The following is a 19,645-nucleotide window of genomic DNA, read 5'->3' on the forward strand; positions in this document are numbered from 1 at the left end:
ATGACGCTGTTGACCGATATCGCCGCGATGCCGGCGCCCCTGACCGGCGCCTCCGCCCCTGAGTTCGTCCACCACGCCGGCTACCAGCGCATGTTCCGCGAGGGCGCCCTCACCCTCGGCATCTTCCTGCCGCTGCGCGTCTACCAGGGCGACATGCAGGTGCTGGCCGGGCAGGCGGATCTGGTGCGCCAACTGGACCGCGATGGTTTCGCCGCGACCTGGGTGCGCGACGTGCCGCTGTTCGATCCGCTGTTCGGCGACGCCGGGCAGGTGTTCGATCTCTTCACCTATCTCGCCTTCCTTGCCGCGCGTACCGAGCGGCTGGCGTTGGCCACGGGCAGCGCGATTTTCACGCTGCGGCACCCGATCGACCTGGCCAAGGCGGCGGCCACCCTCGACCAGCTGTCCGGCGGGCGCCTGGTGCTGGGTATCGCCTCCGGGGATCGACCGGTCGAGTTCCCCGCGTATGGGCTGGATCACGCCACGCGCGGCGAGCGCTTCGCCGCGTCGGTCGCCTACGTACGCCAGTTGATGCAGTCCGGCCCGCTGCAGATCGACTCGCCGCTGGGCGTGCTGCAGGGCGTGGAACTGCTGCCCAAACCGGTGGCCGGCGCGATTCCGCTGCTGGTGACCGGTACCTCCCGGCAGACGCTCGACTGGGTGGGGCAGCACGCCGATGGCTGGCTCACCTATCCCGATGCGACCCACCATGCCGGTGGGCCGCAGCGTCTGGCGGAGAAGATCCGGGCGTGGCGCCGTCTCATTCCCGACAGTGGTTTCCGGCCGCATGTCACCAATGAATGGCTGGATCTGGTGGAGGACCCGAACCATCCACGCACCCCGCTCAATGGCGGCTACACGCTGCGGACCGGCCGCAACGGGCTGATCGAGCTGCTCGGCGAGTGGCAACGGGCCGGCGTCAACCACGCCGCGCTCGGCATCCAGTTCTCGCAGCGGCCCGCCGCAGAGGTGCTGCAGGAGCTGGCCGAGTACGTGCTGCCGCTGTTCCCCTCGCATGACGGGCCACCCGCAGCGCCCGTGCGCTGGTAACACGCAGGCCCCATCGCCAGCCCTCAGCCGGCGGTGGGGCGCTGCAGGCAGATGCGCGCCGCACCGGCGGTGATGTCCACCTGGCTGTCGAGCATCGCGTCGGCACCCAGGATCAACGCCGGCCGATCCTCCAGTCCAATCGCCTTGAACACCGGCAGCGCGCTGATCCGTACCTCGAAGGCCGGATGCTGCCACGCGCCACTGCGCAGCGCGGGCAGGGTGTACAGCCAGCTTGGCTGAGGTTGCCCGCCCAGCCCCTCGGTGCCTTTCTCGCGAGGGACCACCCGCGGATCACTGCCATCAGTGCGCAGCCCCAGGGCCTGCGCGGCGGCGGCGTTGAGCACGGTCTGCGCGGCCCCGGTATCCACCACTGCAATCGCCTCGATGCCGGCGTCGCCCAGGCGGGTGGTGATGAAGCCGAAGCCCTCCAGACCCCGACGTCGTTCCGGCATCGCATTGGTCTGGCAATGGGGCCCCCCGGCGAGCTGGCCGGCCGTCCACAACTGCAGTTCCTTCGCGGCAAAATCCCAGCGGGTATCCCAGCGCCGCGTGAGGTCGTTGCCGAGAATGCCGTCAACGGTGACCGCCTTTTCCGGCGCGGACAGGCGTGACAGGTCCGAGTGCATGCCCACGATCTTCAGCGTCATGCTGCCGATCGCCCAGTCGGCCTGCCGCATGCGGTTCGCCGTGGCGCTGCTGGCGGACGCGCCGCGGATCTGCCCGGTGGTCGGGTTGCCGACGTCTTCCAGGCCATAGCGGCGGGCGATCCGGCTGTCGAGCAGGGTGGCTCCTGCGGCGCTGTCCACCACGAACCGCAGCGGCTCTGCGCGTCCATCCAAGCGCACGGCGATGGCAGGGTGCATCGCCTGCATCCACATCGGCAGCACATGTTCCGGTGCTGTCGCGGCGGGGGCGATCGGGGCGGTGGGGACGGCCGCGGCCGTGGCGGCAAACAGCGGGAGCAGGGCAGGGTGCATGGGAAATCGCCGTGGAAAGGAGGCGTCATTGACCCGCATTGCCGTATCGCGGGAATGTCCGCGTTGATACCGTGCCGATACAGAGCTGCCCGATACTGCCCGCATGAACGCAACCGCCGACATCATCGTGGTCGACGATGACACCAGCATCCGCGACGCCCTTGCCGAGTGCCTGGAAGGGCACGGATTCCGCGTGCGCGTGGCCGCCGATGCGCAGGCGCTGGACCGGTTGCTGGCGGTCCAGCGCCCCGACGCGATCATCCTGGACTGGATGATGCCGGGTGAGGATGGCCTGTCGGTCTGCCGACGGCTGCAGGCCCGTGCCATCCCGATCCTGATGCTGTCGGCGATGGGGGCCACGCCGGACCGCGTCATCGGTCTGGAAATGGGGGCCGACGATTATCTGGCCAAACCCTTCGATCCGCGCGAGCTGATCGCGCGCGTGCGCGCGCTGCTGCGCCGGCAGGACAAACTGCGGGGGCAGGCCGTGGTCGAGCTGCGCTTTGCCGGCTGGCGCCTGCTGCCGGAGCAGCGTCGTCTGTGGGCGCCCGATGGCGCCGAAGTGCTGCTGAGCCGTGGCGAGTTCGCGTTGCTGCAGGCGCTGGCCGAGCGTCCCGGCCGCGTGCTCGATCGCGAGCGGCTGATGCAGCTCACCCGCGGCGACGCGCATGACAGCGTGGACCGCGCCGTGGATCTGGCCATCAGCCGGCTGCGTCGCAAGCTGGCGCAGGCGGCTGTCGGCGGCGAGGCGCTCGTCCACACGCTGCGGGGCGAAGGCTACCGGTTCGACGCCACCGTGGAGACGCTGTGACCCGGCGCTGGTCTACGGCTGCCTGGATCGCGATGCTGGCGGTGAGCAGCCTGCTGCTCGCCACTCTGGTGAGCCTGGTCGTGATCGGCTGGATGCCACGGCCCGCGCCACCGCAGATGCGGCTGGATCGTGCCGTGGAGGTGCTGCGCGGCGCACGCGCGCCAGGGCCGGAAGGGATGCGCGTGACCCTGCGCGAGGTGCCGCCTGGCGGGTATGCCAGTCCCTGGCTGACGCAGTTGGCCGCCCAGCAGCTGGGCCAGCCGGTCGAGCACGTCAGGCTGGTCTGGAAAGGGGCCGACAAAGCCCCGGACATCAAGGTGTTCGCCCGCGGTGCATCGGTCAGCGCAAGCGCCGACCCCGACGTGGTACGGACGCAGGGCGCGCTGCTGGCAGCGCTGCAGTGGCCGGCGTTCGAACTGGGCGTGCGCGGCGCCGACGGCCGTTGGCAGGTGCTGGGCAGCGACGTCAGCGACGTTGCCGCGTGGCGTCGGCAGGTGCTGCTGGCGTTGCTCGGCGGCACCTTGCTGCTGGCCCCGTTGGCGACCTGGGCCGCACGTCGGATCGGGCGTCCGCTGCGGCGGCTGGCCGATGCCAGCGCTGAGGTGACCCTGCACGCGATGACGCGGCTGCCCGATGATGGCCCGCGCGAGGTCCAGGTGCTGGCCAGTGCGATCAACGCCGGCCGCGAGCGCCTGCGCGACCAGGCGCAGGACATGACGCGCATGCTCGCCGCCGTGGCGCACGACCTGCGTACTCCCTTGACCGGCCTGCGCCTGCGCGCGGAATCCGCACCGCCTGCGCAGGCCGCGCGGATGGTGGCCGACATCGAGCGCATGAACGCCATGATCGAACAGGTGCTCGACTACGCCCGCGGCGAACTGGAGCCGGCCTCGATGCGGCCCGTGGAGATGGGCGCGCTGCTGGACGACTGCGTACAGTGCGCGCGCCTGCGGGGCGTGCAGATCCATGCCGATCTGCCCGCGCACCTGCCCTGGCACGGCGACGCGCTGCTCCTGCGGCGCGCGCTGGACAACCTGATCGACAACGCCGCGCGCTATGCCGGCGCGGTGGAGGTGGCCGTCCAGCGCACGGCGGAGGCGCTGTGGGTGGACGTTGCCGATCGTGGCCCGGGCATTCCCGAGGCGGAGAAGGCGCGGTTGCTGCAACCCTTCCAGCGCCATGAAACCTCGCGCAACCGCAGCACCGGCGGCACCGGCCTGGGCCTGGCGGTGGTGCAGGGCGCGGTGCGTCAGCACGGTGGCCAACTGCAGCTGGTGGACCGGCCGGGAGGCGGGTTGATCGTTCGTCTGTGCTTTCCGATATAGTTAGCCGCCGTATTACTTGATCCGTGCCCGCATGCTGGAACCCAAACACCAGGCCTTTCTCAGCGAACTGCAGCGCCGTGGCCACGCCGAGCACGAGGGTCTGACCCAGTGCTTCCAACTGCTGTCGCTGTCCCGCGCGATCGACCAGGACTGTGCGCACCGCCTGGCCCCGCTGGGGCTGAGCGAAGGCCGCTTCGTGCTGCTGTTCCTGCTCCAGGGGGCCGAGCAGCCCCTGTCGCCACACCAGCTCGCCGAGCGCGCCGGCGTGACCCGCGCCACCATCACCGGGCTGCTCGACGGCCTGGCGCGGGATGCGCTGCTGGAGCGCCACCCCGATCCGGACGACAGGCGCCGGGTCAACGTGCGTCTCACCGCTGCGGGCGAGGCGCTCGCGGTGCAGCTGTTCGACCAGCACACGCAGTGGATCGGCGGCCTGTTCGCCGATCTCAGCGATCAGGAACGCAGCCTGCTCAGTGGCATGCTGTGCCGCATCTGGGCACGCACCGATGCGGGGAAGATCGCATGACGAAGAAGCCGTCGTTGTCACGCGAGCGCCGTGCCCAGCTGGATGCGGGCCGGGTCGAAGCGGCGCATCTGGCCGAGATCCTCTCGCTGGATTTCGCCCGCCTGCTTGCCGCTGTCGCCCCATCCCTGCCGGCCTCGGCCGTGGACAGCATGCGCAAGGCCGCCAACAGCGGCATCACCCTGCGCATGCAGGGCGCGGCGACGCTGCTGCGCGCGCATGCGCTCGGCGATCCGCAGCACTGGCAGCGCCATACCAGCGACACCGTGCGTGGCTGGGCCTGCTATCTGATCGGCAGCGACCCGCGCCTGACACTGGAGCACAAGCTCGATGCGATGCGCGCGCTGGCCGACGATCCGCATTTCGGCGTGCGCGAATGGGCGTGGCTCGCACTGCGCCCGCACATCGCCGCCGAGCCGCTGCGGGTGCTGGCGCATGTGCACGGCTGGACCGCCGATGCGTCCCCCAACGTGCGCCGTTTCGCCTGCGAAGCGCTGCGTCCGCGCGGGGTGTGGGCCGCGCACATCGCGTTGTTCAAGCAGGAACCGCAGCACGCGCAGCCGCTGCTGGAAGCGCTGTGCTGCGATGAATCGCGTTACGTGCAGGACTCGGTGGGCAACTGGTTGAACGACGCCGGCAAGAGCCAGCCGGCGTGGGTGCGATCGCTGTGCGCGGCCTGGGCCGAACGCCATGACGGCGCGGCCAATGCATACGTGCGCAAGCGCGCGCTGCGCCTGCTGGACAAGGCCGGGTAAGCCGCCGCGATGCGACCGCGTCCACGCCTGAACGCGGCGCGCCAGTTGCGTTTGAAACAGTTGGCAGCCCTGAAACCCTGTGTTATCACTAGTCCCCAATGAACGCACGCCCCGCCAATGCCTACTTTTGGTATTACTTTCCGAAGCCACCGGCGGAGGAAGGCATGCGCTCACCCTGAAGAAAGCTTCAGACGCATTCCCGAAAGCCGCCAGCGCACCTGGCGGCTTTTTTGTTGCCGCCGCGCTGGGGACCCCCACCTTCCAAGGAGTTCCCCCATGCCCCCGCACACCGACGACCTGCGCATCCGCAAGATCGAACCGTTGACCCCGCCGGCCCAGCTGCTGGCGATGCTGCCCTGTGACGATGAAGCCTCCGACACGGTAAGCGCCTCGCGCGCCGCGCTGCACGAGATCCTGCATGGCCGCGACGACCGTCTGGCGGTGGTGATCGGCCCGTGCTCGATCCACGATCCGGTGGCCGCCATCGAGTACGCCCAGCGCCTCAAGCCGCTGCGCGATGCGTATGCCGATGCGCTGGAGATCGTCATGCGCGTGTACTTCGAGAAGCCGCGCACCACGGTGGGCTGGAAAGGCCTGATCAACGATCCCGACCTGGACGGCAGCTTCAACATCAACAAGGGCCTGCGCGTGGCGCGTGGCCTGCTGCGCGACATCAACAAGCTGGGCCTGCCGGCCGGCGTGGAGTTTCTGGACGTGATCTCGCCGCAGTACATCGCCGACCTGGTGGCCTGGGGCGCGATCGGTGCGCGGACCACCGAAAGCCAGGTGCACCGCGAGCTGGCGTCTGGGCTGTCGTGCCCGGTCGGGTTCAAGAACGGCACCGACGGCAACATCAAGATCGCCGCCGATGCGATCGGCGCGGCCTCCAACCCGCACCACTTCCTCTCGGTGACCAAGGAAGGCGGCACCGCCATTGTTGCCACCGCCGGCAACCCCGATTGCCATGTGATCCTGCGCGGCGGCAAGACCCCCAACTACGATGCCACCCATGTCGAGGCAACCAGCCAGACGCTGGCGAAGTCGCACCTGGCCGCGCGCATCATGATCGACGCCAGCCACGCCAACAGCAGCAAGAATCCGGAAAACCAGCCCAAGGTCATCGCCGACATCAACGCGCAGCTGGCCAATGGCGAAGAGCGCATCGTCGGTGTGATGGTCGAGAGCCACCTTGTGGCGGGCCGGCAGGATCTGGTCGAGGGCCAGCCGCTGGTCTACGGGCAGAGCATCACCGATGGCTGCATCGGCTGGGACAGCTCCCTGGCCGTGCTCGAGTCGCTGGCGCAGGCGGTCCGTGCCCGGCGTGCGGCACGGGTCAGCGAAGCGGCGTGAGTAGGGGCGTGCCCTGCCGTGCGCGGGGCACGCCGACCGTTTGTCATGCGGCGCGTCTTAGCTTCGCCAATGCCAGGTAGATGGCCGGGGTGGTGTACAGGGTCAGCCACTGGCTGACCAGCAGCCCGCCGACGATGGCGATGCCCAGCGGCTGGCGCATCTCCCAGCCTTCGCCGGTGGCCAGCATCAACGGCAGGGTACCGAGCAGGGCGGCCACGCTGGTCATCAGGATCGGGCGGAAGCGCAGCCGTGCGGCCTCGCAGATCGCATCGTAGGGCGACAGGCCGCGCTCGCGCTCGGCCGACAGCGCGAAGTCGATGATCAGGATGGTGTTCTTCATCACCACCCCGACCAGCAGGAACAGCCCCAGCAGCGAGATCAGGTTCAACTCGTTGCCGAACGCCATCAACGCCAGCAGCGCGCCGACGCCGGCCGAGGGCAGGGTGGAGAGGATCGCCAGCGGCTGCACGACGCTCTCGTACAGCACACCGAGCACCAGGTATACCGCCAGCATCGCGCCAAGGATCAGCCATAGCTGGCGTGCGCGCAGTTTCTCGAAGCCGCCGGCCTCGCCACTGAGCCGCGCCTGCACCTGGGTAGGCAGCATGATCCCGGCCATCGCGCGGTCCACCGCCTTCACCGCCTGCTCCAGGCTCACGCCGGGGGCCAGCGCGAACTCGATCCAGACCGAGGCGAACTGCTGGCTGTGGTAGATCCGGTCCGGTGCCATGCCGTAGTCCCAGCGGGCGATGGACGACAGCGGCAGGCGCTGGCCATCCTTGCCGATCACGTGGATCTGCTCCAGCGTCGAGGGGTCCTGCGTGTAGCGCGGGTCCAGTTCCATCACCACCCGATACTGATTGAGCGTGTCGTACAGGGTGGCCACCTGGCGCTGGCTGAAGGCGTTGTTGAGCACCGAGGCGATCATGCGCATGTCCACGCCCAGCCGGGCGGCCGCATCGCGGTCGATGTCCAGCACCACCTGGCGCATGCCCTCGTCACCTTTGGACGCCACGTCCACCAGTTCGGGCAGGGCGCGCAGCGCATCGCCGACCCGCGGCGTCCACTGGCGCAGCGCGGCCAGGTCGCCGGACAGGAGCTGGAGCTCGTACTGGCCGCTGTCACCGCTGCCCTCGAGCTTGAGGTCCTGGTCCACCCAGAGGAACATCCCGCCGCCGGGAATCTTCGGCATGTTGGCGCGCAGGCGGTCGATCACCTGCTGGCTGGACACCCTGCGCTCGGCCAGCGGCTTCATCTTGATCATGACGAAGGCGTTGTTGACCCCGCTGCGCCCGCCGATGTACCCGATGATGTCGCTGATCGCCGGATCGGCCAGCAGCAGCTGGCGATAGGCCTCGATCTTGGGCTGCATCACCTGGAAGGACAGCCCGTCGTCGCCACGCGCGAAGCCGCGCAGCTGCGCGGTGTCCTGCTTGGGCACGATGCCCTTGGGCACCTGCTGGAACAGCCACACGTTCAGCGCGATCACACCGGCAAACAGCAGCAGCGGCAGCGCGAGCCAGCGGAGCATCGCCTGCAGACTTCCTACGTAGGCGTTGCGCAGGCGCTCGAACAGCGCGGTGCCCGCACGCTGCAGTCCGATGCCGGGGCCAGGCCGCGCCTGCCCGGGCAGGCGTGCGCACAGCATCGGGGTCAGGCTCAGCGACACCAGCAGCGATACGCCCATCGCGGCGACCAGGGTCAACGAGAACTCGCGGAACAGTTTCTCGACGAAGTCGTCCAGGAACAGAATCGAGACGAACACCACGGCCAGCGCGATGTTCATCGACAGCAGCGTGGCGCCCACCTCGCCGGCACCGCGCAAAGCGGCCTGCAGCGGTGACGCGCCGAGCTCAAGATGGCGGGCGATGTTCTCGAGCACGACGATGGCGTCATCGACCACCAGCACTGCGGCGACGATCAACGCCATCAGCGACAGTGTGTTGAGCGAGAACCCCAGCAGCGCGATGATTGCCAGCGCGCCCAGCAGCGACACCGGGATCGCCAGCGCCGGCACCAGCGCCGCGCGCCAGTGGCCGAGGAAGGCCAGTACCACCAGCACCACCAGCGCGACCGCCAGCAGCAGGGTCAGCTCGGCCTCGCGCAGGGTGGCGCGGATCACCGGCGAGCGGTCCATCACCAGTTGCATGTCGATGCTGGCCGGCAGCAGCGCCTGCAGGGTATCCATCTGCGCGGTGATCGCATCGACGGTCTCGATGATGTTGGCATCCGGCTGGCGGCTCACAATCAGCAGCACCGCCGGACGTGCGTTGTGGAAGCCGCTGGCGTAACGGTCCTCGACCCCTTCGCTGACCGCCGCCACGTCCCCCAGATGGACCGGCCTGCCGTCACGCATGGCGACCACCAGCGACCGGTACTCGGCAGCCGTGCGCAGCTGCAGGGTTGCCTCCAGCTGCCATTGCCGCGACCGGCTGGCGATCGTGCCGAGCGGTTTGAGCGCATTGGCATTGCGGATCGCCGCGGCTACATCATCCAGCGCGATGCGGTACTGGTTCAGCGCGTTGGGGTCCAGAGACACGCGTACCGCCGGCAGCGAACTGCCGCCCACCTGTACCTCGCCCACGCCGGGGATCTGCGCCAGCTTCTGCGCGATCACGGTCGAGGCCACATCGTAGATCTGGCCTGGCGAGAGACTGTCCGAGCTCAGCGCCAACGCCAGGATCGGCGCCTGCGAGGGATTCACCTTGCGGTACTGCGGCATGCCCGGCATGCCGCTCGGCAACTGCGCGCGTGCGGCGTTGATCGCGGCCTGCACATCGCGCGCGGCATCGTCCACGTTGCGGCCCAGCGCGAACGTCAGCTCCACCTGGGTGGAGCCCTGCGTGCTGGCCGAATCGATCCCGGTCAACCCGGGAATCGTGCCGAGCGCGCGCTCCAGCGGCGTGGCCACGTTGGCGGCCATCGACTCGGGGCTGGCCCCGGGCAGGCTGGCGCTGACATTGATGGCCGGGTAGTCCACCTGTGGCAGCGGCGCGACCGGCAGCAGGCGCAGCCCGAGCAGACCGGCCAGCACCACCGCCACCGACAGCAGCACCGTGGCGACGGGGTGCTGCACGAACCAGCCGATCACGCGCGACAGCGGTGTCACGCCTGCGCCTCGGCGGTATCGGCAGCGCTGGCGGGGCGACGGCGGAAGCGGTCGAAGAACAGGTAGATCACCGGCGTGGTGAACAGCGTGAGCACCTGGCTGACGATCAACCCGCCCACCATCACCACGCCCAGCGGCTGGCGCAGTTCCGCGCCGGAGCCGCTGGCGAACATCAGCGGGATCGCGCCGAACAGCGCAGCCAGGGTGGTCATCAGGATCGGGCGGAAGCGCAGCAGCGCCGCCTGGTGGATGGCCTCACGCGGGCGCAGGTCAGCTTCGCGCTCGGCCTCCAGCGCGAAGTCGATCATCATGATCGCGTTCTTCTTCACCAGCCCGATCAGCAGCACGATGCCGATCACCGCGATCAGGTCCAGGCTGCGGCCGCTCAGCAGCAGCGCCAGCAGCGCGCCCACCGTGGCCGAGGGCAAGGTGGAGAGAATGGTGATGGGGTGGATGAAGCTCTCATAGAGCACGCCCAGCACCAGATACATCACCACCACGGCCGCCAGGACCAGCCACAGCGTGCTCGACAGCGACGCGCGGAACGCATCGGCGGCGCCCTGCAGGCGCAGCTCCACGCTGTTGGGCAGGCCGATCGCCGCGCGTGCGCCGTCGATCGCCGCGACCGCTTCGCCAAGCGAGGCATCCTCGGCCAGGTTGAACGAGAACGTCACCGCCGGAAACTGGCCGACGTGGTTGATCAGCAGGTGCGCCGGGCGCTGCTCGATGCGGGCGATGCCGGCCAGCGGCACCTGCCGTCCGTCCGGGCCGGTCACATGCAGGCGCGCGATCGCGTCGGGTCCGAACGCGGCGTCCTGCCGCGCTTCCAGCACCACGCGATACTGGTTGGCCTGGGTGAAGATGGTGGAGATCTGGCGCTGGCCGAACGCGTCGTACAGCGCATCGGCCACCGCATCCACACCGATGCCCAGGCGCGCGGCGGCCACGCGGTCGATCAGCACGTACGCCTGCAGGCCCTGGTCCTGCAGGTCGCTGGCCACGTCGGCCAGTGCAGGCGCCTGCTGCAGATGGGCGAGCAGGCGGGGCGTCCACACGGCCAGCGCATCGCTGTCCGGGCTGGTCAGGGTGAACTGGTACTGGGTACGGCTGATCCGGTCTTCGATGCCCAGCTCCTGCACCGGCTGCAGGTACAGGCGGATGCCCGGAACATGCGCCACGCGCTGCTGCAGCCGCGCGATGATCGCCTGCGCATCGGCATCGCGCTGCGCATGCGGTTTGAGTTCGATCAGCAGCCGCCCGCTGTTGAGCGTGGCGTTGTTGCCGTCCACGCCGATGAACGAGGACAGGCTGGCCACGTCTTCGTCGGCCAGCAGCGCCGAGGACAGCGCCTGCTGCCGCTGCGCCATCGCCTGGAACGAGATCGACTGCGGGGCTTCGCTGATGCCCTGGATCAGCCCGGCGTCCTGCACCGGGAAGAAGCCCTTGGGCACCCACAGGTACAGCACCGCCGTCAGCAGCAGGGTCGCCACCGTGGCGGCCAGCATCAGCGGCTGGCGCTGCAGCACCCAGCGCAGCTGGCGGTCGTAGAGGGCGACCACGCGGTCGAACGGATCGCCCTGCTGCGCCGATTCGCGGCCGTCGCTGTCGCGGCACGTGGCGTGGCCGGCCTTGAGCAGACGTGCGCACATCATCGGGGTCAGCGTCAGCGAGACCAGCAGCGAGATGCCGATGGCCACCGCCAGGGTGATGGCGAACTCATGGAACAGTCTGCCCACCACGTCGGCCATGAACAGCAGCGGGATCAGCACCGCGATCAACGACAGGGTGAGCGAGATCAGCGTGAAGCCGATCTGTCGCGCGCCTTTGAGCGCGGCCTGCAGGGGCGTCTCGCCGCGCTCCAGATGCCGGGCGATGTTCTCCAGCATCACGATCGCATCGTCGACCACGAAGCCGGTGGCGATGGTCAGCGCCATCAGGGTGAGATTGTTGAGCGAGAACCCGGCCAGCAGCATCACCCCGAACGTGCCCACCAGCGACAGCGGCACCGCAATGGACGGGATGATCGTGGCCGGGATGTTGCGCAGGAACACGAAGGTGACCATCACCACCAGCGCGATCGCGATCAGCAGCTCGTGCTGCACCCCGCGGATCGAGGCGCGGATCGACTCGGTGCGGTCGCTCATCACCGTCACATCCACGCCCTTGGGCAGCGAGGCCTGCAACTGCGGCAGCAGCGCGCGCACCTGGTCGACCACGGCGATCACGTTGGCGCCGGGCTGCCGCTGGATCGTGACCAGTACCGCCGGGGTGGTGCCCGACCACGCGGCGAGCTGGCGGTTCTCGGCGCCGTCCTCGATGGTCGCCACATCGCCCAGCCGCAGCGGCGCGCCGTCCTTGTAGGCCAGGATCAGCGCACGGTACTCGGCCACCGAGCGCATCTGGTCGTTGGCATCGAGCATGATCGCGCGGGTCGGGCCGTCGAAGCTGCCCTTGGGCACATTCACGTTGGCTGCGCCGATCGCCTGGCGGATGTGCGCCATGCTCAGGCCGTTGGCGGCCAGTGCGGACGGATTGGCCTGGATCCGCACCGCCGGACGCTGGCCGCCGGCCAGGCTGACCAGGCCCACCCCGGGCAGCTGCGACAGCCGCTGCGCCATGCGCGTATCCACCAGGTCGTGCACCTGCGGCAGCGACAGGCCCTGCGATGTCACCGCGAGGGTCAGGATCGGCGTGTCGGCCGGATTGACCTTGCGGTACACCGGCGGCAACGGCAGGTCATCGGGCAGGACGCTGTCGGCGGCGTTGATGGCGGCCTGCACTTCCTGCTCGGCCACGCCCAGCACCACCTCCAACGAGAACTGCAGGGTGATCACCGAGGCCCCACCGGAGCTGGTGGACGACATCTGTTTCAGGCCGGGAATCTGCCCGAGCTGGCGTTCCAGCGGGGCGGTGACCGCGCGGGTGGTCACCCCCGGACTTGCGCCCGGGTACAGCGTGGTCACCTGGATGATCGGGTAGTCCACCTGTGGCAGTGCGGCCACCGGCAGCAGCCGGTAGGCCATGATCCCGGACAGCAGCAGCGCCACCATCAGCAGCGTGGTGGCTACCGGGCGCTCGATGAAGGGACGCGACAGGTTCATGCGCCGGTCCGTGCCGGGTCCTGCGCGACCACCTCCACCTTGGCGCCTTCGCGCAGACCGTCGATGCCTTCGACCACCACCCGCTCGCCGGCCCTGAGCCCCTCGCGGACCGAGACGCGCTCGCCGTCGGCGGGGCCGAGCACCACGTTGCGCAGGTGCGAGGTGTCATCGGCGGCAATCACGTAGACATAGGTGCCCTTGCTGCCGAACTGCACGGCCGCATTGGGGATCACCACCGCGTCGCTGCTGCTGACCTGCAGGCGGATGTTGACGAACTGGTTGGGGAACAGGGTTTCGTCGGCATTGGCGAACTGCGCGCGCAGCTTCAGCGTGCCGGTGGCGGTGTCGATGCGGTTGTCCAGGCTGGACAGCACCCCGTCACCGAGCGCCTGGCGTTCTTCGCGGTCCCACGCTTCCACCGTGAGCTGGGGGGTGGTGCGCACCGCGGCGACCACTGCCGGCAGGTCCGGCTCGGGCACGGTGAACAGCACGCTGATCGGCATGGTCTGGGTGATGGTGGCCAGCGGCTCGGTGTCGCCGCTGCGCACCAGGTTGCCCACATCCACGTTGCGCAGCCCCATGCGCCCGGCCACCGGCGCGGTGATGCGGGTGTACTGCAGTTGCAGACGTGCTTCGTCCACGGCCGCCTGGTCGGTCTGACGACGGCCCTGCAGCTGGCGCACTCGGCTCTGCTGGTCGCTCAGTTCCTGCGCCGAGACGAAGTGTTTGCTCTGCAGTTCGACAAAGCGTCTGAGCTGGGTCTGGGCGTTGTCCAGCTCGGCCAGGTTCTGCTGCTGGGTGCCCAATGCACGCGCCAACTGCACCTGGTAGGGGCGCGGGTCGATCTCGGCGATCAGATCGCCCGCGTTGACGTGCTGGCCCTCGCGGAACGTCAGCCGCAGCAGTTCACCCTCGACGCGACTGCGCAGGCTCACGGTGTGCAGCGGGGTCACCGTGCCGAGCGCTTTCAACCGCACCACCAGGTCCTCGCGCACTACCGTGGCCACGCGGACCGGGGTGGCAGCGGCGGCAGGGGCGGCCTTGTCCGCCGGTGCCGGCGCGAACACACGCCAGGCGATCGCGGCGACGGCCAGCACGGCCAGCAGCAACAGCGGTTTGAACAGACGGCGGGTACGCGACGACGGGGGCAGCGGGGCAGACATGGGGCATCCTGCGCGCCGACCAGCGGTTGGCGCGTCCATGAGATACCGGCCCGTGGGGGCAGGCGGGACGAAGTGGGGATGTCTGGCGGGGCCGCAGTCGAATGCCGCAGCGTGGCTGGATGCCGTCGGCGAGGACGGGACCGCTATGGTAACGCGCGCGGCCCCCTGCGCTCACATGACCTTGGTCATGTGTGCGTCAGCGGCTCAATGCACCTCGTCGCGGTACACGAACTTGGGCATTTCCCATTTGAAGTGGATCGCCAGCAGGCGGAACAGGAAACCGCCGCCGAGGCACCACAGCGTGGCTGCATTGAGCGACATCCCCAGTTCCAGCAGCACCAGCCAGGCCGCGCCGGTCAGCAGGGTGATCACCGCATACAGTTCCTTCTGGAAGATCAGCGGCACTTCGTTGCACAGCACGTCACGCAGCACGCCACCGAATGCACCGGTCAACATGCCGGCGATCAGCACGATCGGCGCGGTATGCCCACCTTCGCGCGCCACCGCGCAGCCGATCAGGGTGAACGCAATCAGGCCCAGCCCGTCCAGCACCAGGAAGGTACGGCGGAAGTGGTGCATCCAGCGCGCCACCCAGGTGGCGATCAGCGCCGCGCAGATGGTGAAGCCGAGGTACTCCGGGTGCTTCACCCAGCCCAGCGGGTAGTGGCCCAGCACGATGTCGCGCAGCGAGCCGCCACCGAGCGCAGTGACGCAGGCAATGATGACCACGCCGAACAGGTCCATGCGCCGCCGCCCGGCAGACAGTGCGCCGGTCATGGCTTCGGCGGAGATGGCGATGAGGTAGATCAGGGAGAGCAGCATGGGGGGCTCCGGACGCGACAAACGGGGACGGAACCACGCACGACGCACGCCAGCGCGGTGCACTGTCGTGAGAGGGGGATACCGTTGCCGCTCCCGCTGTCCTTTTGCCTGAGAGTTCGGTGGCCAGGCCACGTGCCCCTTCGGCGGGTCATTGAAGACCTCTCTCCAGATCGGCGTGTCGGATGCATGGTTGGTGGCGTATCGGGCCACCGGCCTGAGCGATTATGGGAGCCTGCGCCTTCGGCGGGCGCCAGCGCGGCGCCTCTCTCCTGCATCCGGGGCGGATTCTAGCAGCCAGCGGCACCGGTCCGGGGGATAATCCCGGTATGTCCGCTGAACCGCCCACCGCGTCCGCCTGCTGGTATCTGTACCTGCTCGAATGCCGCAACGGCAGCTTCTACGCGGGCATCAGCACCGACGTGGCGGCTCGCTTCCAGGCCCACCTGGCCGGCAAGGGGGCCCGCTACACGCGCGCCAATCCGCCGGTGAAAGTGCTGGCCATGCGCGCCTACCCCGACCGCGCGGCAGCCTCGAAGGCCGAATGGGCGCTCAAGCGCCAGCCGCGCGCACGCAAGCTGGCGTGGCTGCAGGCGCCCTGAGCAGACCCACTGGTCGCCCACGCGATCCTGGCCGACAATCCCTGCAGACCACCCACCCTGGATTGCCATGACCCGCGATGTTGCGTTGTACCCGGAAGACGAAAACGGCGATGTGCTGTGGAACATGCTGCAGGACGGCGACGACCTGACCATTCCCCGCGAAGTGGACTTCGCGCTGATCTTCCCGACCGAAGACGTCGCCATCGCGTTTGCGGTGCACCTGCTGCGCAACGAGCAGAAGGTGTCGTTCTCCGCCTATGAAGAGAACGAGGACTTCCCGTGGCAGGTGGTGGTGCATCCGCTGATGATCCCGACCTACCAGAACATCGCCGGCTTTGAAGGCCTGCTGGTCAGCGAGGCGGTGTCCTACAGTGGCAAGGTCGACGGCTGGGGCTGCATGTCGCAGGCCAGTTGACCGCACGCCCGCATGAACAAGGAACGCACATGACCGACATTGCAACGCAGCGGCAGGCCGATGCCTTGGCCGCGATAAAACAGGCCATCGGTACCGAGGCCGCAGAGGACGGGGTCGACCTGTTCGCCAGCCATCATCGCGAGGAACTGCCGGCCAGCTACTGGCGCCAATACCTTGGCCAGACCGAACCGGATACCGCCAGCATCATCGGCCTGCTCCAGTTCGCCTCGGCATGGGGGGAAGATGAAATGGAGTACATCGATTTCACCCTGCCGGGCGACGTCACCCAGTACGTGCTGTCGGTCCATTTCGACGACGCAGGCGTGATCGACGGCATTTCGATGGAAAGCTGACCGGGTCCGTCCCGCACGACCCGACACAAGGAGCAGCGTGTCATGACGACGATGGAAGAAGGGGCGGGCGGGGACCGCTGGCGAGGCAGAGCCGGCGCGGCTGCAATGGGCGGCGCGTCGGGTGCCGCCCCGCGCGTGGCGGCGTCAATGTGGCTGTGCGCGGTGGGCGTGCCGCTGGACGCCGATTCCGCCAATGCGTGAGACCGGAGCCGCGAATCGGACCAGGGCCGATCCTCACCGTGTGCGTCCGCCACGGCACCGGCGTGATCGACGCCATCGACGACTGACGTGGGGCGCGGATGCAGCGCCCGGCAGGCACCGGGCGCTGCAGGGAGCGCTCAGGGGAGGTAGTTGCCGAGGCTGAAGGAGCTGTGCTCGTGCAGGCTGGCGCTTGCCGCAACCGACAGCACGAAGTCCCGGTATCGCGGCTCGTCGTCGAAGCGCTTGGAGATCCGCTCCTGGTCGTCCATCAATACCTGGGCGTGCTTCGCCCAGTCGGCCTGGATGGCGTCGCACTGTGCCGTCGTCAGTGAGGGGGACACCCACAGCGTGCCCGCTGTTTCCGGGGAGGCGTCGGCGAGGGCCCTGGCCACGGGGAGATGGCGGCACAGCTCGGAGTACTTTCCGCCCATCTGCGTTCCTGCCCGATACGTCATCGGCTGGGCAATGGTGGTCCCGATCACCAGCGACTTCGTGTCCACCACCGTAGGCGCATCAGCGGCGAAGGCCAGGACGTGGCTTTCCATCGGCCAGTCGGTTGTGGAGCCGATGTTCACATCCACACCGTTGCCGTATTTCCTGCTGGTGATTGCGTGGTGGGTGTGCCCCGAGACGTAGGTCCACCCTGCGGGGCGCACCTTGTTGAACAGCGCGATGAGTTTCCTGCGATCTCCCTTGAGATCGTTGAGCGGGAAATGACCGCCGACAATCAGGCTCCTCTCATCCGCCATGCCATCCAGCATCCTTGTCAGCGTTGCGTACTGCTCCCAGCCGAGACAGGCATTCTGTCCGGCATTGCTGAGCACATACGAGGGACCGCCGCGGGCGTTCTGGCACACGGACGTATCGATCAGCACCAGCGTGTGTCGCGCATCCAGGTCGACGGCCTGCACCATGTACGAGTTCCAGCTGCGGGCGTAGTCCGAGTGTCCAGGCGTCGTGGACTGCTTCGGGCGGTACCAGATGCCTTCGGAGCGATAGTTCAGTGCAGCCAGCGGTGTCCCAGGCACGGCGCTGCCCGTGAATCGCAGTCCCCCGTGCTTTGCCGTGCCGCCCGGTGTCTGGACCAACCCCTGCGCCTCAAGGCTCGCTGCATAGCGTGCCATCCAGCGCACCTTGTTCATCGGGGTGCCGGGTTGCCCCCCGTTCCCGACAGGCTGATAGCAGCCGTCGGCCCAGTTGCGGTTGGCCATACTGGTGCCGGTGACCACAGGAGACGGCGTCGCGGTGTACCAGGTTTCGTCCACCGGCAGCGGCGCCCTGCTCATGTGATCAAGCGGGCGGGTATCCTCTGGGCGGGGCCCATACGAGTTCACGGTGCCCATCAGGTAACTGTCGTGATTGCCGTGTGCCATCAGGCGGATCGTGGTATCGGAACGTCGAAACTCCGCATCGAATACCTCGGCCTCGCCGCTACAGCCAATGTTGGTTCCATCTCCCAATACGACGACCAGGCGATTGTCCGCTGGCAGCTGTTCCATCCCACGGGTCAGTGAGTGCCTCAGCACAAGCGGCGCCAACAGGTTGACCTCCGGCGGCCGGATCGCCACGCCCGACACCCAGTTGGACACCGGAAACATCTGCTTCAGCGCGGCGCCGTACACGTTGTGGATCTGCGGATCCGCCAGGAAGAACACCTGCGTGGGCGATGTCGTTTCCTCCGCGCCCAACGCCGACGCCGAACACGCCGCCAACGCGGCGGCAACCAGCACCTTGTGCATGCACTACTCCTCCTTGGTGGTGACACGTGACGCGGCCACTGGGGCAGTGAACTCCAGCATTGCCCGGACCAATGGGCCGCGGGGGAAGTGGTTGTTGCGCCGGAACGGGCGCATCAGCGGGGCGGGGCTGTCCTCGAACGGCAGCGCGATCGACCAGTGGTCGGCACGGAACACACCCAGCACCGTGCTGCCGGGAATCACGGCGTCTTCCAGCAGCACCTGTCCGTCGTTGCGCGCGTCGATCAGCGACAGCCACGCGTGCGTGCCGGCGAGCAGGGAATTGACGTTGCCACGTTCGGCAACGGCGACGACGCTGTAGGTGGGAAACGGCGGACGCGATGCCGCAAAGGCGTCGGCGACGCGCATGGCCTCCGCATGCGTCAGGCTGCGGACGCCCCCGGCATCGCTGCGGTCGCAGGTGGGCAGATCGAACCGCGCCAGGTCGCGATACAGCGTGTGCCCGTCATCGGCGAGCGGCGAGCCCTGCACCGCGCCGGCCACGGCGATCAGGGCCGATACCTTGTGCCGCCACGCAGCAGCCTGTGGCTGGCTGACCGCCAGCATCACGTCGGTGGCGCCCTTGGAATAGGCGATGATCACGGCGTTGGCATCCTCCGGCAGCCGGGCCAGGTGGGTATGCAGGTGGTCGGCGTTGCGCGCCGCGGACGCGCGCCCCTCCACGTCCGCCACGCTGACCCGGTAGCCCAGCGCTGCCAGCGCCGCATGGTCGTGCGAGAAGGGCGTTACCCACGGTGCCACGCACTCGCCGAAGATGCCGGGGATGATCACCAGATCGCGTGTGGCGGGCAGCGGGTCGGACAGGGGCCGGTCAGCGACGTCGGTGGCCCCGGCCTCGATCGGCCACCACCACCGCGCGCAGTCCTGCATCGCCGTGGCGGGCGTGGCCTGCAGGTGCCGGCAGAACACGGCGGAGAACGGCTGGCGTGCATCGGTGATGCCGGCCTGCGCCCAACTGCTGCGCACCGTCGGGTACGGGACGTCCTTCACGCCGATGCCGGTGGTCGCGCTGCAACCGGCCAGCAGGGCCGACAGGGCCAGCGGCCAGCCTCGTACCTGACGGTGATGCGTCATGCGGCTTCTCCCCCTGAAGAAACTGCCGCGACTCTACCGCCGATCCCGGCGGTCGTCGAATCCGGGTCCGCGTGGTCGCAACGTGGTGATCCGCGATGGCGACGCGCACGACCATGCGCAACGCCTGCACGCTGCCTGCGGGACAGTCCGCGACGTGTGGCCGGCGAAGCGGGACGACACCGCACCGGAGGCCGTCACCGCCAGCGTAAGGCACCTGCGCACGCCACGCATCGACGTCGCCCGTCGCCCGCCCGGCTGAG

At 68.7% G+C, this 19,645-nt stretch carries 18 protein-coding genes and 2 riboswitches; of the genes, 11 read left to right on the forward strand and 7 right to left on the reverse strand.

Annotated elements, in window-relative coordinates; all coding sequences use genetic code 11:
• Positions 1 to 1,050: an LLM class oxidoreductase gene (locus tag ACPEH8_RS11435; protein WP_423666804.1), complete on the forward strand. Its 1,050-nt coding sequence runs from the start codon at positions 1 to 3 to the stop codon at positions 1,048 to 1,050.
• Positions 1,051 to 1,073: 23 nt separating this feature from the next.
• Here ACPEH8_RS11435 and ACPEH8_RS11440 read toward each other — a convergent pair whose 3' ends face one another.
• A complete protein-coding gene (locus tag ACPEH8_RS11440; protein WP_262071252.1) occupies positions 1,074 to 2,027 on the reverse strand; it encodes a retropepsin-like aspartic protease in 954 nt (317 codons plus the stop codon).
• A gap of 103 nt (positions 2,028 to 2,130) precedes the next feature.
• Between ACPEH8_RS11440 and ACPEH8_RS11445 the strand changes: the two genes are divergently transcribed.
• The 5 genes from ACPEH8_RS11445 (at position 2,131) to aroG (ending at position 6,791) form a co-directional block, all read left to right on the forward strand.
• Positions 2,131 to 2,838 (forward strand): response regulator, encoded by a 708-nt coding sequence (locus ACPEH8_RS11445; protein WP_136004508.1) that lies wholly within the window; start codon positions 2,131 to 2,133, stop codon positions 2,836 to 2,838.
• 32 nt (positions 2,839 to 2,870) lie between these two features.
• Complete coding sequence (locus ACPEH8_RS11450; protein ID WP_262071304.1) at positions 2,871 to 4,163, forward strand: HAMP domain-containing sensor histidine kinase; 1,293 nt, start codon at positions 2,871 to 2,873, stop codon at positions 4,161 to 4,163.
• Positions 4,164 to 4,194: 31 nt separating this feature from the next.
• Positions 4,195 to 4,689, forward strand: a complete 495-nt coding sequence (locus tag ACPEH8_RS11455; RefSeq protein ID WP_026070877.1) for a MarR family winged helix-turn-helix transcriptional regulator — start codon at positions 4,195 to 4,197, stop codon at positions 4,687 to 4,689.
• Entirely contained in the window at positions 4,686 to 5,441 is a 756-nt protein-coding gene (locus ACPEH8_RS11460; protein ID WP_423666807.1) for a DNA alkylation repair protein, read from the forward strand. Before ACPEH8_RS11455 ends, ACPEH8_RS11460 begins: the two co-directional genes overlap by 4 nt.
• A gap of 276 nt (positions 5,442 to 5,717) precedes the next feature.
• Positions 5,718 to 6,791, forward strand: a complete 1,074-nt coding sequence (gene aroG, locus ACPEH8_RS11465; RefSeq protein ID WP_136004504.1) for a 3-deoxy-7-phosphoheptulonate synthase AroG — start codon at positions 5,718 to 5,720, stop codon at positions 6,789 to 6,791.
• 43 nt (positions 6,792 to 6,834) lie between these two features.
• Here aroG and ACPEH8_RS11470 read toward each other — a convergent pair whose 3' ends face one another.
• From ACPEH8_RS11470 to ACPEH8_RS11485, 4 genes are all read right to left on the reverse strand, one after another.
• A complete protein-coding gene (locus ACPEH8_RS11470) occupies positions 6,835 to 9,900 on the reverse strand; it encodes an efflux RND transporter permease subunit (protein WP_423666810.1) in 3,066 nt (1,021 codons plus the stop codon).
• Positions 9,897 to 13,001 (reverse strand): MdtB/MuxB family multidrug efflux RND transporter permease subunit, encoded by a 3,105-nt coding sequence (locus tag ACPEH8_RS11475; protein ID WP_423666813.1) that lies wholly within the window; start codon positions 12,999 to 13,001, stop codon positions 9,897 to 9,899. Before ACPEH8_RS11475 ends, ACPEH8_RS11470 begins: the two co-directional genes overlap by 4 nt.
• Entirely contained in the window at positions 12,998 to 14,164 is a 1,167-nt protein-coding gene (locus ACPEH8_RS11480) for an MdtA/MuxA family multidrug efflux RND transporter periplasmic adaptor subunit (protein ID WP_153164838.1), read from the reverse strand. The genes ACPEH8_RS11475 and ACPEH8_RS11480 overlap by 4 nt, the downstream gene beginning before the upstream one ends.
• Before the next feature lie 204 nt (positions 14,165 to 14,368).
• A complete protein-coding gene (locus tag ACPEH8_RS11485; protein ID WP_136004499.1) occupies positions 14,369 to 14,986 on the reverse strand; it encodes a trimeric intracellular cation channel family protein in 618 nt (205 codons plus the stop codon).
• Between the two features lie 88 nt (positions 14,987 to 15,074).
• Positions 15,075 to 15,165: riboswitch (glycine riboswitch) on the reverse strand.
• 20 nt (positions 15,166 to 15,185) lie between these two features.
• A riboswitch (glycine riboswitch) is annotated at positions 15,186 to 15,268 on the reverse strand.
• Positions 15,269 to 15,312: 44 nt separating this feature from the next.
• Here ACPEH8_RS11485 and ACPEH8_RS11490 point away from each other — a divergent pair.
• The 4 genes from ACPEH8_RS11490 (at position 15,313) to ACPEH8_RS11505 (ending at position 16,554) form a co-directional block, all read left to right on the forward strand.
• Positions 15,313 to 15,585 (forward strand): GIY-YIG nuclease family protein, encoded by a 273-nt coding sequence (locus tag ACPEH8_RS11490; protein ID WP_026070876.1) that lies wholly within the window; start codon positions 15,313 to 15,315, stop codon positions 15,583 to 15,585.
• 67 nt (positions 15,586 to 15,652) lie between these two features.
• On the forward strand, positions 15,653 to 16,000 hold the full coding sequence (locus ACPEH8_RS11495; RefSeq protein ID WP_026070875.1) for a ribonuclease E inhibitor RraB: 348 nt from the start codon (positions 15,653 to 15,655) through the stop codon (positions 15,998 to 16,000).
• A 29-nt stretch (positions 16,001 to 16,029) separates the two neighbouring features.
• A complete protein-coding gene (locus ACPEH8_RS11500) occupies positions 16,030 to 16,353 on the forward strand; it encodes a DUF2004 domain-containing protein (protein WP_017356744.1) in 324 nt (107 codons plus the stop codon).
• Positions 16,354 to 16,395: 42 nt separating this feature from the next.
• Positions 16,396 to 16,554, forward strand: a complete 159-nt coding sequence (locus ACPEH8_RS11505) for a hypothetical protein (RefSeq protein ID WP_153164837.1) — start codon at positions 16,396 to 16,398, stop codon at positions 16,552 to 16,554.
• A gap of 137 nt (positions 16,555 to 16,691) precedes the next feature.
• Here the strand turns inward: ACPEH8_RS11505 and ACPEH8_RS11510 are convergent, their stop codons facing one another.
• Both ACPEH8_RS11510 and ACPEH8_RS11515 read right to left on the reverse strand, forming a co-directional pair.
• The gene (locus ACPEH8_RS11510) at positions 16,692 to 18,293 is read right to left on the reverse strand and encodes a hypothetical protein (protein ID WP_423666815.1); all 1,602 of its coding nucleotides are present in this window, start codon (positions 18,291 to 18,293) and stop codon (positions 16,692 to 16,694) included.
• 3 nt (positions 18,294 to 18,296) lie between these two features.
• On the reverse strand, positions 18,297 to 19,385 hold the full coding sequence (locus ACPEH8_RS11515; RefSeq protein ID WP_153164835.1) for a hypothetical protein: 1,089 nt from the start codon (positions 19,383 to 19,385) through the stop codon (positions 18,297 to 18,299).
• On the opposite strand from ACPEH8_RS11515, the gene ACPEH8_RS11520 reads away from it, so the two are divergent.
• On the forward strand, positions 19,384 to 19,644 hold the full coding sequence (locus ACPEH8_RS11520) for a hypothetical protein (protein WP_153164834.1): 261 nt from the start codon (positions 19,384 to 19,386) through the stop codon (positions 19,642 to 19,644). The two genes, ACPEH8_RS11515 and ACPEH8_RS11520, sit on opposite strands and share 2 nt — an antisense overlap.
• Position 19,645: the final 1 nt, after the last annotated feature.

The organism is Stenotrophomonas sp. NPDC077461, assembly GCF_049545475.1.
GTDB lineage: Bacteria > Pseudomonadota > Gammaproteobacteria > Xanthomonadales > Xanthomonadaceae > Stenotrophomonas > Stenotrophomonas nematodicola.

Bases quoted from the DNA above. Each gene is read 5' to 3' on its own strand.
- ACPEH8_RS11435 (WP_423666804.1), top strand. From the start codon at position 1: ATGACGCTGTTGACCGATATCGCCGCGATGCCGGCGCCCCTGACCGGC.
- ACPEH8_RS11440 (WP_262071252.1), bottom strand. From the start codon at position 2,027: ATGCACCCTGCCCTGCTCCCGCTGTTTGCCGCCACGGCCGCGGCCGTC.
- ACPEH8_RS11445 (WP_136004508.1), top strand. From the start codon at position 2,131: ATGAACGCAACCGCCGACATCATCGTGGTCGACGATGACACCAGCATC.
- ACPEH8_RS11450 (WP_262071304.1), top strand. From the start codon at position 2,871: ATGCTGGCGGTGAGCAGCCTGCTGCTCGCCACTCTGGTGAGCCTGGTC.
- ACPEH8_RS11455 (WP_026070877.1), top strand. From the start codon at position 4,195: ATGCTGGAACCCAAACACCAGGCCTTTCTCAGCGAACTGCAGCGCCGT.
- ACPEH8_RS11460 (WP_423666807.1), top strand. From the start codon at position 4,686: ATGACGAAGAAGCCGTCGTTGTCACGCGAGCGCCGTGCCCAGCTGGAT.
- aroG (WP_136004504.1), top strand. From the start codon at position 5,718: ATGCCCCCGCACACCGACGACCTGCGCATCCGCAAGATCGAACCGTTG.
- ACPEH8_RS11475 (WP_423666813.1), bottom strand. From the start codon at position 13,001: ATGAACCTGTCGCGTCCCTTCATCGAGCGCCCGGTAGCCACCACGCTG.
- ACPEH8_RS11480 (WP_153164838.1), bottom strand. From the start codon at position 14,164: ATGTCTGCCCCGCTGCCCCCGTCGTCGCGTACCCGCCGTCTGTTCAAA.
- ACPEH8_RS11485 (WP_136004499.1), bottom strand. From the start codon at position 14,986: ATGCTGCTCTCCCTGATCTACCTCATCGCCATCTCCGCCGAAGCCATG.
- ACPEH8_RS11490 (WP_026070876.1), top strand. From the start codon at position 15,313: ATGTCCGCTGAACCGCCCACCGCGTCCGCCTGCTGGTATCTGTACCTG.
- ACPEH8_RS11495 (WP_026070875.1), top strand. From the start codon at position 15,653: ATGACCCGCGATGTTGCGTTGTACCCGGAAGACGAAAACGGCGATGTG.
- ACPEH8_RS11500 (WP_017356744.1), top strand. From the start codon at position 16,030: ATGACCGACATTGCAACGCAGCGGCAGGCCGATGCCTTGGCCGCGATA.
- ACPEH8_RS11505 (WP_153164837.1), top strand. From the start codon at position 16,396: ATGACGACGATGGAAGAAGGGGCGGGCGGGGACCGCTGGCGAGGCAGA.
- ACPEH8_RS11510 (WP_423666815.1), bottom strand. From the start codon at position 18,293: ATGCACAAGGTGCTGGTTGCCGCCGCGTTGGCGGCGTGTTCGGCGTCG.
- ACPEH8_RS11520 (WP_153164834.1), top strand. From the start codon at position 19,384: ATGCGGCTTCTCCCCCTGAAGAAACTGCCGCGACTCTACCGCCGATCC.
- ACPEH8_RS11515 (WP_153164835.1), bottom strand. From the start codon at position 19,385: ATGACGCATCACCGTCAGGTACGAGGCTGGCCGCTGGCCCTGTCGGCC.